The organism is Indibacter alkaliphilus LW1 (assembly GCF_000295935.2).
GTDB classification, from domain to species: Bacteria; Bacteroidota; Bacteroidia; order Cytophagales; family Cyclobacteriaceae; genus Indibacter; species Indibacter alkaliphilus.
Genome location: NZ_ALWO02000023.1, coordinates 243,920 through 257,010 on the forward strand (window position 1 = coordinate 243,920; position 13,091 = coordinate 257,010).

General features: G+C 38.2%; 16 protein-coding genes. 7 read left to right on the forward strand and 9 right to left on the reverse strand.

Features of this window, described 5'->3' with window-relative positions; translation table 11 throughout:
• Positions 1–90: 90 nt before the first annotated feature.
• Positions 91–1,092: a quinone oxidoreductase family protein gene (locus A33Q_RS05230; protein WP_040490067.1), complete on the forward strand. Its 1,002-nt coding sequence runs from the start codon at positions 91–93 to the stop codon at positions 1,090–1,092.
• Here A33Q_RS05230 and A33Q_RS05235 read toward each other — a convergent pair.
• Positions 1,089–1,415 (reverse strand): tetratricopeptide repeat protein, encoded by a 327-nt coding sequence (locus A33Q_RS05235; protein ID WP_316929404.1) that lies wholly within the window; start codon positions 1,413–1,415, stop codon positions 1,089–1,091. The two genes, A33Q_RS05230 and A33Q_RS05235, sit on opposite strands and share 4 nt — an antisense overlap.
• Positions 1,416–1,497: 82 nt before the next feature.
• Here A33Q_RS05235 and A33Q_RS05240 point away from each other — a divergent pair, with 82 nt between their 5' ends.
• The 4 genes from A33Q_RS05240 (at position 1,498) to A33Q_RS05255 (ending at position 5,243) form a co-directional block, all read left to right on the forward strand.
• Entirely contained in the window at positions 1,498–2,235 is a 738-nt protein-coding gene (locus A33Q_RS05240; RefSeq protein WP_009032463.1) for an electron transfer flavoprotein subunit beta/FixA family protein, read from the forward strand.
• A 35-nt stretch (positions 2,236–2,270) separates the two neighbouring features.
• Positions 2,271–3,239 (forward strand): electron transfer flavoprotein subunit alpha/FixB family protein, encoded by a 969-nt coding sequence (locus A33Q_RS05245; RefSeq protein WP_009032464.1) that lies wholly within the window; start codon positions 2,271–2,273, stop codon positions 3,237–3,239.
• A 5-nt stretch (positions 3,240–3,244) separates the two neighbouring features.
• On the forward strand, positions 3,245–3,853 hold the full coding sequence (locus tag A33Q_RS05250; protein ID WP_009032465.1) for a bifunctional nuclease family protein: 609 nt from the start codon (positions 3,245–3,247) through the stop codon (positions 3,851–3,853).
• Between the two features lie 103 nt (positions 3,854–3,956).
• Positions 3,957–5,243: a NupC/NupG family nucleoside CNT transporter gene (locus A33Q_RS05255; RefSeq protein ID WP_009032466.1), complete on the forward strand. Its 1,287-nt coding sequence runs from the start codon at positions 3,957–3,959 to the stop codon at positions 5,241–5,243.
• A gap of 59 nt (positions 5,244–5,302) precedes the next feature.
• Here the strand turns inward: A33Q_RS05255 and A33Q_RS05260 are convergent, their stop codons facing one another.
• Together A33Q_RS05260 and pckA are read right to left on the reverse strand one after the other, a co-directional pair.
• Positions 5,303–5,740 carry a peptidylprolyl isomerase gene (locus A33Q_RS05260; protein WP_009032467.1) on the reverse strand — a complete coding sequence of 146 codons (438 nt, stop codon included), beginning with the start codon at positions 5,738–5,740 and terminating at the stop codon, positions 5,303–5,305.
• A 116-nt stretch (positions 5,741–5,856) separates the two neighbouring features.
• Positions 5,857–7,464: a phosphoenolpyruvate carboxykinase (ATP) gene (gene pckA / locus A33Q_RS05265; RefSeq protein ID WP_009032468.1), complete on the reverse strand. Its 1,608-nt coding sequence runs from the start codon at positions 7,462–7,464 to the stop codon at positions 5,857–5,859.
• A gap of 376 nt (positions 7,465–7,840) precedes the next feature.
• Between pckA and A33Q_RS05270 the strand changes: the two genes are divergently transcribed.
• Entirely contained in the window at positions 7,841–9,337 is a 1,497-nt protein-coding gene (locus A33Q_RS05270; RefSeq protein WP_235062778.1) for a peptide MFS transporter, read from the forward strand.
• A gap of 83 nt (positions 9,338–9,420) precedes the next feature.
• On the opposite strand, the gene A33Q_RS22285 is transcribed toward A33Q_RS05270, so the two are convergent.
• From A33Q_RS22285 to A33Q_RS05300, 6 genes are all read right to left on the reverse strand, one after another.
• Positions 9,421–9,561: a hypothetical protein gene (locus A33Q_RS22285; protein WP_016254716.1), complete on the reverse strand. Its 141-nt coding sequence runs from the start codon at positions 9,559–9,561 to the stop codon at positions 9,421–9,423.
• A gap of 124 nt (positions 9,562–9,685) precedes the next feature.
• The gene (locus tag A33Q_RS22290; protein ID WP_009032470.1) at positions 9,686–9,889 is read right to left on the reverse strand and encodes a hypothetical protein; all 204 of its coding nucleotides are present in this window, start codon (positions 9,887–9,889) and stop codon (positions 9,686–9,688) included.
• A gap of 77 nt (positions 9,890–9,966) precedes the next feature.
• Positions 9,967–10,440: a hypothetical protein gene (locus A33Q_RS05285; protein ID WP_009032471.1), complete on the reverse strand. Its 474-nt coding sequence runs from the start codon at positions 10,438–10,440 to the stop codon at positions 9,967–9,969.
• A 92-nt stretch (positions 10,441–10,532) separates the two neighbouring features.
• Entirely contained in the window at positions 10,533–10,889 is a 357-nt protein-coding gene (locus A33Q_RS05290; RefSeq protein ID WP_009032472.1) for a response regulator, read from the reverse strand.
• Between the two features lie 108 nt (positions 10,890–10,997).
• The gene (locus A33Q_RS05295; protein WP_009032473.1) at positions 10,998–11,309 is read right to left on the reverse strand and encodes a DUF962 domain-containing protein; all 312 of its coding nucleotides are present in this window, start codon (positions 11,307–11,309) and stop codon (positions 10,998–11,000) included.
• Between the two features lie 13 nt (positions 11,310–11,322).
• The gene (locus A33Q_RS05300) at positions 11,323–11,895 is read right to left on the reverse strand and encodes a DUF4136 domain-containing protein (RefSeq protein WP_009032474.1); all 573 of its coding nucleotides are present in this window, start codon (positions 11,893–11,895) and stop codon (positions 11,323–11,325) included.
• A 138-nt stretch (positions 11,896–12,033) separates the two neighbouring features.
• On the opposite strand from A33Q_RS05300, the gene A33Q_RS05305 reads away from it, so the two are divergent.
• A complete protein-coding gene (locus A33Q_RS05305) occupies positions 12,034–12,942 on the forward strand; it encodes a DUF3078 domain-containing protein (protein ID WP_009032475.1) in 909 nt (302 codons plus the stop codon).
• Positions 12,943–13,091: the final 149 nt, after the last annotated feature.

Sequence of the window (13,091 nt, forward strand, 5' to 3'; positions counted from 1 at the left end):
CTTTTACATTTACCATTATGTTTGAATATTGTAGTTTTAAAGAAGCTCTCTGCACTGGCAGAGCAATTTTCAACCTTTTATAAATATGTTTTGAAAGCAATAGTTTTAGATCGCAGCCACTCCGATAAAATAACCCTAAGTGATATCGAAGTCCCCTCCATTTCTGAAAATCAGGTTTTAGTACAGATCAAATCAGCAGCATTAAATCACAGAGATGAGTGGTGCAGGCAGGGACTCTATCCCAATTTAAAGGATGGTGTTGTATTAGGTTCAGATGGTGCCGGAATTGTCAAAGAAGTAGGTTCGAAAGTAGATAGCAAATGGATTGGACAAGAAGTTATCATTAATCCAGCAATTCATTGGGGGAGTCAGGAAAAAGTTCAGAATAAAGACTTCCGTATTTTGGGAATGCCGGACAATGGTACGTTTGCCGAATATCTAATAGTCTCCTCTGACCGCCTATATCATAAACCTTTACATTTGTCTTGGGAGGAAGCTGCTGCGCTGCCCCTAGCTGGATTGACTGCATTCAGGGCTTTGATGGTCCAAGGGAAAGCCAAGTCAAGCAAAAAAGTGCTTGTTACAGGATTTGGCGGGGGAGTAGCCCAGCTTGCTGTTCAATTTGCTTTAGCCATAGGAGCAGAGGTTTACACCAGCAGTAGCAGTGAAGAGAAATTGGATAAATCCAAAGCAATGGGTGTGAAAAATGGATTCAATTACAAAGATGAAAATTGGACCAAATTGGCTTTGGAAGAAACCAGCGGTTTTGATTTGATAATTGACAGTGCAATGGGTGACACGCTTAATCAATTAATTGATGTCAGTAATCCTGGAGCGAGAATAGTGTTCTACGGAGCTACCAAAGGGAATCCGGATGGCTTTAATGCAAGAAAGGTGTTTTGGAATCAGCTAAGACTTATCGGAAGTACTATGGGGTCGGATGAGGATTTCAAGGAAATGCTACGGTTTGTAAAGAAGCACCAGATCAAACCCATAGTCGATGAAGTTTTTTCTATGGAAAAAGCTGTTCAGGCTTTTGAAAAAATGAAAGCAGGAAAACAGCTTGGAAAGCTTGTGCTTAAAGTCTCTTAGTCATCCAGATCATTTTCGAATTGAAAATTCTGATATGCATTTTTCAATTCCCTTAAGGCATGGTTGTTTTGTTGGCTTTGGGCTAACTTTATGCCATTGATATAAATCCCATTGGCTTCGGAAATTTTACCCAAATCGGCAAAAACTTCTGCAGCTTGATAGTAAGTGGGGAGATAAGCAGGAAACTGCTTCAGTAATTTTGAAAAAAGTTCAATACTTTGATCAAGGTCAAGTTCTTTATATTCCAGGGCCAAAGCGTACCAATTGAAAGGGTTTTCGGGTTCTTGTTCAGTAAACGATTTTAGCATTTCTAATCGGGACATTTTGCTCATGAAATCTTTTTTAAATTATGGCCTTATTACTAAATTCACGCAATTTAAAAATAAATAACCTAAATATTTATAAATGAAAATTCTTGTTTGTATTACTCATGTACCGGATACCACATCCAAAATACAGTTTACGGATAATAACACCAAGTTTGACAAAAACGGTGTTCAGTTTATCATCGGACCCTATGATGATTATGCCCTTGCGAGAGCCGTGGAGCTAAAAGAATCCTTGGGTGCCAGCCTTACTGTATTGAATGTAGGTGAAGCCGAAACAGAGCCCACTCTTCGAAAAGCCTTGGCTATAGGTGCAGACGATGCTATCCGTATCAATGCTTTTCCAACAGATGCACTTTTTGTAGCAAAGCAAATTGCTTCAATTGCCAAAGAGAATAATTATGATTTGATTCTTATGGGCAGGGAATCTATAGATTTCAATGGAGGAATGGTTCATGGAATGGTAGGTGAATTATTGGGGATGCCATCAATTTCTCCGGTAATGAAATTGGATATTGAAGGAGATACTGTGAAGATGGCCCGTGAAATTGAAGGTGGTAAAGAATTTCTGGAAGCAAAATTACCCTTGATAGCAGGTTGCCAGGAACCAATTGCTGAATGGAAAATTCCAAATATGAGAGGAATCATGTCAGCCAGAACCAAGCCATTAAATGTGGTAGATCCTGTTGACAGTGAGATCGCCACTGATGTCACTACTTTCCAACTCCCACCTGCAAAAGGTTCTGTAACCTTAGTAGACAAAGACAATGTAGAAGAGCTGGTCAAACTTCTGAAAAACGAAGCAAAAGTTCTTTAATCAAATCATTTTAAATATCTCAAAATAAGATAATTATGTCAATTTTAGTATATATAGAACATGCTGATGGTTCAGTTAAAAAAACCAGCTTAGAAGCTGTATCATACGGCAAAGCATTATCAGAAAGAACCTCTGCAGGTGAAGTAATCGCTTTGGCATTGGGTACTATATCTGATGAAGAGCTTGCTAGAGTAGGAAGCGCAGGTGCTTCAAAAGTGTTGCATGTTGCAGATGAAAAATTGAATGCAGGAGTAATCCAAGCTCATGCTGATGCGGTAGGGCAAGTGTATAAGCAAATAGGAGCAGAGACCTTAGTTTTGGCAAAATCATCTCTTGGAGACGCAGTAGCAGCAAGACTTGCTGTCAAATTGGATGCCGGGTTGGTTTCCAATGTTGCAGAACTTCCTGAAACAGCTGATGGCTATAAAGTCAAAAGAAGTATTTACACAGGAAAAGCATTTGCAGAGACTACCGTCTCTAAAAATCATAAGATTTTAGCAATCAAAAAGAATGCTGTTGACCTGAAAACTGATGGTGCTGATGCTTCAGTTGAGAAAGTGGATATCAGCATAGATGCATCAAATTTTGCTGCAAAAATCACTTCTACAGATAAGGCTGAAGGCGAAATTCTTCTTCCAGAGGCTGACATTGTGGTGTCAGGAGGTCGTGGAATGAAGGGACCTGAAAATTGGGGAATGATTGAAAATCTTGCAAAAGAACTTGGAGCTGCCACAGGTTGTTCAAAGCCTGTTTCTGATATTGGATGGAGACCTCATCATGAGCACGTTGGGCAGACTGGAGTAAAAGTTGCACCTACTTTATACGTAGCAGTTGGAATTTCGGGGGCTATTCAACATCTTGCGGGAGTAAATTCCTCAAAGTGTATCGTTGTGATCAACAAAGATCCTGAGGCACCCTTTTTCAAAGCCGCTGATTATGGTATAGTAGGAGATGCATTTGAGGTACTACCAAAATTAACTGAAGCTGTAAAAGCAATAAAATAAAACCTGTGGATCAGACTATAGAACTTGAGATTCTTGGATTATCTTCCAATCATTCCCAATCCGGATCTTTTACCCTTGTAATGGGTGAGGTAGGAGGAATACGGAGATTGCCTATAGTCATAGGAATGTTCGAAGCTCAGGCCATTGCTATTGAAATCGAAAAGATCATACCCAATAGACCAATGACCCATGATCTTTTTAAATCATTTGCATCAAACTTCAATTACTCAATTGACCATATTTTGATTTCTGACATGAGAGAAGGTGTCTTTTATGCAAAGATCATCTGTAAGAGCGCCGGAAAAGTGATAGAAATCGATGCAAGGCCTTCCGATGCCATAGCAATAGCAGTCAGATTTGACGCTGCTATTTTCTGTGCCAAGAAAGTGATGGAAGAGGCCGGTATTGAGTTCAATGAAGAAGATGAAAGAAAAGAACATCAAAAAAGCGGGAGAACTAAGAAAGCGACAACAGCTAGTCCCAGTTCAAGGAGCTCTGACTCTTTGAAGGACTTTAGTCTTGATAAACTGAATCAACTCTTGGATAAAGCGATCAATAATGAAGATTATGAAAAAGCCGCAAGAATCCGGGATGAGATCAACAGGAGAAATTAGGAAGCCTGGTCAAATCCAGGCTTTCTTTTTTTATGGTAATCTTCCTATAATTGTTAAAAACTAATCGCTTCAATGTCCCCAATACTATTCCGCATCACTCCTTATGGATTATATTAGAGGTTTAATCGGTATCATAGTCATCCTGGCTTTTGCCTTGTTATTTTCTGCAAATAAGAAAGCAGTTGATTGGAGACTAGTAGGCATTGGGGTGATATTGCAAGCTATTTTTGGTTTTTTGATAACCAAAGTAGATTTTGTAGCAAGGATTTTTGCGGTAGTTAGCCGTGTTTTTGTCAAATTTCTAAGCTTTTCGGAAGATGGGGCTCTATTTATATTTGGAGACTTAGCAACAGATACTTTCGGATTTATCTTCGCATTCAAAGTACTTCCTACTATTATTTTCTTTTCTACCGTATCAGCAGGTTTATATTATTTGGGAGTGCTCCAAAAAGTAGTTTTTGCCATTGCTTGGGTAATGTCAAGAACCATGCGGCTCTCAGGCCCGGAAAGTTTGTCGGCTGCAGGTAATATATTTTTAGGGCAAACAGAAGCACCTTTATTGGTAAGACCTTTTATCCCCACCATGTCCAGGTCAGAGTTGATGTGTTTGATGACGGGAGGTATGGCCACCATTGCTGGGGGGGTATTGGCTGGTTATGTTGCCTTTCTTGGTGGAGATAGTCTGGAAGAGCAAAGCAGATTTGCTGCTTACCTTTTAGGCGCAAGTATCATGAATGCCCCTGCGGCAATAGTAATTTCCAAAATTATCATACCGGAAACAGATAAGGAAGTAGTCAATGAAAAGCTGGAAGTAAGTGGTGAGAATATGGGGGTTAACCTGATTGATGCTATGTCAATAGGTGCTTCCGAGGGCTTGAAACTTGCCTTAAATGTAGGAGGGATGCTTTTGGCCTTTATTGCAGTGATTGCTGCCTTGAATTACATACTTTCAGGAATCATTGGCGAGTACACTGGCTTGAATGCTCTGGTTGTTTCATCTACCAATGGACAGTTTTCGGGCTTTTCACTGGAATATATTCTTGGCCAGATTTTTCGGGTGTTTGCTTGGGTTATAGGTGTAGAATGGTCAGAAACACTGCAGGTAGGCTCTTTACTCGGTCAAAAAACAGTAATCAATGAATTTGTAGCTTATTTAAGTCTTGCAGATATGAAAAGTGCCGGTTCATTGTCTCCAAAATCCATCGTCATTGCCACTTATGCGCTTTGTGGCTTTTCAAATTTCAGTTCAATTGCAATTCAGGTAGGAGGAATTGGAAGTATAGCTCCCAATCAACAGGGGAATCTTTCTAAATTGGGGATGCATGCGCTTTTAGCGGCTACCCTTGCCTGCTTGATGACTGCGACTATTGCAGGCGCGCTTTTTGGCTGAAAATAAAAATGCCTCCACGAAGATTTAACTTCAATGGAGGCAAAACATCTTGGGAATTCTTAATCTTCCATGATGGTGATTTTCTCAATTTTGTCTCCTTGGCGGATATCATCTATTACATCGAGTCCTTCTACCACTTTCCCAAAGCAGGTGTGATTCCTGTCCAAATGGCTCGTATTATCTCTACTGTGACAAATGAAAAACTGTGAGCCACCTGTATTTCTGCCTGCATGTGCCATGGAAAGAACACCACGCTCATGGTATTGATTGTCTCCGTCGAGTTCACAATCAATTTTGTAACCTGGCCCACCTGTTCCGTTTCCGTTTGGACAGCCACCCTGAATGACAAAGTTTGGAATAACACGATGGAAAGTTAGGCCATCGTAAAAGCCCTTTTTGGAAAGGCTTATAAAATTATCGACTGCCTTTGGAGCATCTTTCTCATAGAACTCCACTAGCATAGTGCCTTTTTCAGTTAATATTTCTGCTTTTTTCATTTTATTTTAATTGTGTTTTCAAAAGTAATGATTCCGATCTTTTCGAAAAACCAATTGTATAAAAAAGGAGTGCCGAAGCACTCCAGTTATTTGGGTTTATACAAAGGGTCAATTGACTAAAATTTTGGCGCTCCAGCCAAAATATCCTCAGTGGCAAAGTCTCTGTATTTTTCAAAGTTCTTAATGAATTCAGCTCCAAGTTCTCTTGCTTTCTTGTCATAGGCTTCTTTATCAGCCCAGGTAGCTCTTGGACTCAAGACCTCATCAGGCACATTTGGGCAGCTTTCAGGAATAGCGACTCCAAACACACTGTGCTTACGGTAAGATACATTATCCAATTCACCATTCAGTGCCGCAGTTATCATTGCTCTCGTATATTTCAGCTTCATTCTTGATCCGACACCATAGGGGCCACCTGTCCAGCCTGTGTTGATCAGCCAAACATTCACTTGATGTTTTTCCATTTTCTCGCCAAAAAGTTCAGCATATTTTGTTGGATGTAATGGAAGAAATGCTGCCCCAAAACAAGCGGAAAATGTTGTCTTCGGTTCGGTAACCCCAACCTCTGTTCCAGCCACTTTTGCTGTGTAGCCGGATATAAAGTGGTACATCGCCTGACTTTTATTCAATTTGGAAATAGGAGGGATCACACCAAATGCATCAGCTGTTAGAAAGAATATATTTTTTGGAATATCAGCTTTTGAAGGTATAATAGCATTTTCAATGTGTTCAATAGGATAGGAGGTTCTTGTATTTTCAGTTACCTCTTTATTACCATAATCAACAGTTCTTGTAAGCGGATAAAATCTGGTGTTTTCCACAATTGCACCAAACTTTATAGCGTCCCAGATTTCAGGTTCTTTTTCGCGACTTAGGTCAATTACTTTTGCATAGCATCCACCTTCAAAGTTAAATACTGAAGTTTCGTTCCAGCCATGTTCATCATCTCCTATAAGTCCTCTATTAGGGTCTGCTGAAAGTGTGGTTTTTCCTGTCCCCGAAAGACCAAAAAATATTGCTGTATCTCCTTTTTTCCCAACATTTGCAGAGCAATGCATAGATAATACTCCATGCTGATGTGGAAGCAAGAAATTCAGAACAGAAAATATCCCCTTTTTCATTTCTCCCGCATAAGCAGTACCTCCGATCAAAAGAATCTTTTTGCTGAGGTTGATTATGGCAAAATTTTCCTGCCTGGTTCCGTCCACGGCAGGGTCTGCCTTGAAGTTAGGAGCACAGATTATTGTAAATTCGTTTTCAAAAGTTTCAATTTCATTAGCAGTTGGCCTCAAAAACATGTTATAGCAAAACATGTTGTGCCACGCCAAAGTATTGATCACTCTAATATTCAATCGATACTTATCATCTGCTCCAGCATAAGCTTCACGTATATATAGCTGCTTATCTTTTAAAAAGTTGATCATTTTTCCATACAGCTTATCAAAATTGTCTTCGGAAAAAGGAATGTTGATGTCTCCCCACCAAACGGAATTTTCAGTAAGACTGTCTTGGACTACAAATCGGTCCTTGGGAGACCTGCCAGTGAAAGTACCAGTATCTGCCATCAATGCTCCAGTATCAGTAAGATATCCTTCCTGATTTTGAAGGGCATGTTCTACAAGTTGAGCGGGATGAAGATTCCAAAACACTTGTTTTGAAGTTTCAATCCCTAAATCTGACAAGCCTTTGGGCATAGCTTGGATTTCGAGTTCTTGTGTACTCATGAGGTTGATTTTAATGTCTAAAGTTATGCCATCAAAGATAGCTGATTAATTTTTAGATAAAATAAAAAAAAGCCTTTTTTGGCCTTTTCAATCGATTACGGACGCATATTTTGCTAAATTTATATAGAAAAACATCAATTACATATTTTGTTGGAATATTCTTTTTGTACTCTAGGTTTTAGCAGGTTAAATCAGTTGGAATTCGACATCTTTTTAAAATAGTACATCTCAAAAATTTAACTTATCATTGTGGTTTCAGAAAAATGATTCTTCACTAAATCAATTGAAATTGGAAAATAAATTTGGAAAGGTACCAAGCGATGGAAATCTGGAGTTATTTCCAGGACCAACCGTTTTTGGACACCCAAAAGGCTTGATGACTTTATTTTTCACAGAAATGTGGGAAAGGTTCAGTTATTATGGGATGAGAGCACTGCTCATCTTGTTTATGACTACGGCGATTCTTGATGGAGGCTTAGGATTTGACGACAGGACTTCAGGTGCTATCTATGGTCTTTACACTATGGGCGTGTATTTGCTCTCTCTACCAGGTGGATGGTTTGCCGATAGGATATTTGGATTGAAAAAATCAGTCTGGTACGGTGGAATAATCATAGCCTTGGGTCACTTTACCATGGCACTGCCAGGTATTTTAAATTTATTCAATCCATCAGAAGTGCAGGCTGAATTAAAAAGTCTTGACATCAACTCCTTTTTTTTAGGGCTCATTCTTATTGTGGTGGGTACTGGACTTTTAAAACCTAACATTAGCTCAATTGTCGGTCAACTTTATCCTGAGGGCAGCTCAAAGCGGGATGCGGGCTTTTCAATATTTTACATGGGAATCAATTTGGGTGCATTTATTGCCCCAATTGCCTGTGCTACAATGGCAGTTTATGACTGGCATTTAGGCTTTGGTCTTGCAGGCTTAGGAATGGTTATAGGCTTGATCCAATACAAAGTGTCCCTGGGAACATTAGAGGGCAAAGGTGAGCTGCAACAACCTGAATCTGATGCCGATATCAGGCAGATGAAAAAACTCAAAATGGGCGGTCTGGTATTTGTTTTGGTATTGATCCTCTTGGTTACGGTCGCTTTTACAGGTCTAATAGAAATCAATGCTTTTGGCATAGCCAGTTTGTCCTATAAAATCATCGGAGTTATTACCGTACTTTACTTTGGTTATGTGTTTCTATTTGGTGGCCTCAATCAGGATGAAAAGAAAAAGACAGCTGCTTTGGTAGTGGTCATCCTTTTCTCTGCTTTGTTTTGGTCGGGTTTTGAACAGGCAGGTTCTACCTTAAATTTATTTGCAGAGCGTTTTACAGATAGGTCATTTTTAAGATTGGAGATACCAACAGGGTATTTTCAATCTATCAATTCCATGTTTATCATCATTTTCGCTCCATTCTTCGGAGCTTTGTGGGTTTGGCTTGGTAGAAGGAATTTAGAACCAAGTTCTCCGGCAAAATTCGCCTTTGGACTTCTTTTATTGGGAATGGGATTCTTAGTGATGTATTTCGCTGCAAAAATAGCCGCTTCGGGTGATTTGGCTGCACCGACATGGCTTATCTTTACCTATATGCTGCATACTTTTGGTGAATTAAGTCTTAGCCCTGTAGGACTCAGCTTAACGACCAAGCTTGCTCCTAAAAAATTCCAAGGTCAAATGATGGGCATGTGGTTTATTTCTGTGGCATTGGGAAATCTCTTCGCTGGATTGATTGCGGGTGAAGTTAGTGGTGGTTCTCAGGACGCCCTGAGTGAAATGCCAAGTCAATATCTCCTTATTGTGTCCATTGCTCTGGGTGCAGGACTACTCTTATTGCTTCTGAGTAAACAGATCAGAAAATTAATGGGTAATGTACATTGATAAGTCAAACAGATAGACATAAAAAAAGCATGGTTTTGAGCCATGCTTTTTTTAAATATTCAAAATGTCCAAAAGGACAGCTTTTATTTTTCTTTTGGTTCGCTGGTATTTTTTACATCTATGAGACTGATACCAGCACCCAAACCTATAAGAATACATACAATCAAAATGAAGGTTTGAGCTCCAGAGGCAATTGGTGCACTGAAAATTTCTAATAAAGTCATATAATTAAGTTTTGGTTGTCTAATTTTTCCGAAATATACAGGAGAAGAGTTTCCATTCAAAATGAAAATAAAAAAAGCAGGTCAATTACTTCACCCGCTTTTCAAAATGTACAATTAATTGAAGTTAATCATCCAGATCTTCTTCGAAATCGTCGTCGTCAAAATCATCATCGTCGAAATCGTCATCCAGATCATCTTCGTCAAAGTCCATGATGTTGTCATCAAGAAATTCAGAGTCTTCGTCTAAATCATAAACTTCATCCTGAAATTCTTCAGCAAACTCATCATCATCTTCCATGTCATCGAAATCATCTTCGAAATCTTCCATAGCGTGAATAGGTTAATTGCTCAAATATATCAAAAGGTTTAATTTGCACGAATAAAGGAAAATTTATTTTTAGAAAACTAAGCAAATATTTTTTTCTTACTGTTTTCAGGAATGTGGATTTCTAAGTGATCGATGTATTCTGTCTCCAACAATTCAAGCCAAGTCTCCATGTAAAGAATTACATCTTCCCTTCTATTTTTCTTGATTTTCTCTCTTTTTTCAAAAGGGATGTGCTGTAAGACCTTTGGGTCTGAAAGTCTTTCCAAATGCTTTAATTCATCTATGCTCAAGCCAGCTTCTATCATTCTTTGAATCATCAAATCCATGGGGTAGCCACTTGTTGGACAAAAATCGATTAGTTGGTCGTTCCAATCACCGGATTTCTGCATAGCGAACTGATGGATCTCTGCTTTACTCAATTTAGTCAACTGCTGCGCAAGATTTCCACAGTTACAGGCACCCATATGGCCCCATTGATAGGGTGCATCATTTTTCAATTTTTGAATTGTCTTTCTAAAAGCCTCTAATAAATGTTCACTAGGATTTGCCATAATCTAAATATAATCATTTACTACTAAAAATATAACCTCTGAATGGCAGGCTTGTTTGTAAAAATTAGAAATATCAGGTAAAAAAAAGACCATCAATTAAAGATGGTCTTAATGTATTTTTTTATCAGTGGTTTTGAGAGATATTTTTTGACTAAAGAGTAGTTTCTGGCTTTGTCAATATCCCTTTCGTCTACTGAGCTACTTAAGATATAAACTTCAGGTGTTGATTTATGGGGGTCAAATTCTTCTAAAAAATCCCACCCAGTCATTTCAGGCATATTCAGATCCAAAAACAGATAATTGGGCTGAATAGAATCAATTTCTTTCAATGCATGAATGGCATTATCATACTTATAGATTTCGTGTGGAATCCGAATGTTTTTAGAAATAAGCTTCTCTGTAACAAAGGTGCTTATTGGATCATCATCTATGAGAACTATTCTTACCATCAAAATGCATATTTTTTGGTTTCAAATGCAATATTATAAATGCAAAATTAATCAAATGTCTCTCACAAACAACATTTCACAGGTCTTTTTTTGCATTTTATCAAAAATTTATGGGTGAAACCTCTCTTTGCCTCTCAAAAGGTCAAAAAACAAGATAAAGTCTGATGCAAGGCTGTAAAATGGATGTTTAAATGTTGCAGGTTTGTTTTTTTCGTAGAAGAAATGACCAACCCAAGCAAATCCATACCCCACTACTGGGATCAACCATAAATAGACCGGTTTTCCACTGAAAATGGCATAAAAAAGAATTATAAAAATGAGGAAAGTTCCGATAAAGTGAAGCTTCCTACAAGTAGGATCCTGATGCTCTGAAAGGTAATAGGGATAAAATTCCCTTAATGAGTTAAATCTGTTTTCCATAAGTATTCAAGGTTTATCGGGTTTTACTTTGCATATGGGTCTGGTAAGTGTCAGCAACTTTCTCTACAGATTTGATGACTTTTTTTCGTTTATCTTTTTCTGAGGTCACCTCTGACACAGCTGTTAATCTCATTAACATTTTATCATTTTTGGGGTCTATGAAATCCACTATGAGCTGAAGGAGTTCATAATTTTTTGTACTCACAGGAGACCTGTTAGAAAACCTCGGGTCATAGAACCATGGGTCCCAAATTCTATATCCCCACATCGGATACATATTGTTTACTATTTCTTTTTGCCTTGGATCTTCATTGGAATTGAACCTAAGAATAATTTCCGGCTCAACAGGGTCATAAACCAACCCTTGAGCTGTAAGTAACTTCTGCAAGCCATCTTCAACAATTGCATCTAAATAGGGGTCTACAAATCCTTTCTGACCTGTTTCTTTATTGAGGATTGCAAAGGTGCTATAGGATTTATAAGGAGTAAATTCGGTTTTTTCCTTGAACATTTCAATAGAACTACAACCATTCAAAAGGACTAAAAGCAGGATTAAACTGAAATATGGAGTTCTTTTTTCCGACATAGAGGGCGATTTATCAGAGAATTCACAAATATCTTCTCTAAATATAATAGGATTAAACATATCATTATATCCAAACGCTTTTTACTTTGTTTGGATTAATTATTTACTTTGAATTATTCTTCACTAAAATTATTTACGATGAAAAAGCTTTTACTAGTATGTTTTTACCTTGGATTTGTATTTTCTGTATTTGCTCAGGACGAAGAGCTTATTGATACACTAGAGGAGGGACTGGAACCTCAGGATACCACTTATTGGGATGCAGGATTTAGCATTGGTTTAAATTTCAATCAAGCTGCTTTTAGTGGCAACTGGAAGGCTGGAGGTGTTAACTCTGTAGCGTTTGGATCAATAGCCACAGGAAAAGCAAATTATGCCAAAGGAAAATGGTCATGGGACAATCAAATGGAAATGATATATGGTGTTGTCAAAAATGAAGGACAGGAAATGAGGAAGTCAAATGACAGGATTTTCCTGGATTCCAAAGTTGGGTACCAAGTGTCTGACCATTGGAGTTATTTTGGATCACTTAATTTTATCACACAATTTGCTGATGGTTTCGATTTTGGAGGCGACGAACCTGTATTGATTTCAGGTTTCTTTGCACCCGCATTTATCATGGCAGGCGTAGGTATGGAATATAAACCCAATGATAATTTTGCTTTGCGGATAGCGCCTATCTCTCCAAGATTGACTGTAGTCAACAGGCCGGAAATTGCCGATAATGTTCCTGAAAATTATGGTGTTCCTATTGGCAGTAGGGTAAGAACTGAATGGCTTGCTGCTCAGATTTTCATGACTTACAACAAGGACATAACAGAAAACCTATCCATCAATACCAGGTATCAGTTGTTTGCAAATTATGAAACCCTTGCTTTCAATACCATTGACCATAGATTGGACATTACGGTGATTGCCAAAATCACAGAATGGGTAGATGTTACTTTTACAAGTATCAATGTTTATGATATAGATATGGATCCAGGAATACAGTATAGCCAAGCTTTGGCATTAGGTATTCTGTATAAAGTAGGTAACAAAAAGTAGGTGCTTATTTACCTTTTTGTTAAAATATTTTGAAATTTATATTTATGTAGTATTTTTGTTTCAATTGTGGTAGTTAAATAATAGTTGGTTTAGTTTTCATATAAAGGGCAGGAGACATTCTCCTGCTTTTTTACTTAAAAAAAAAGCAA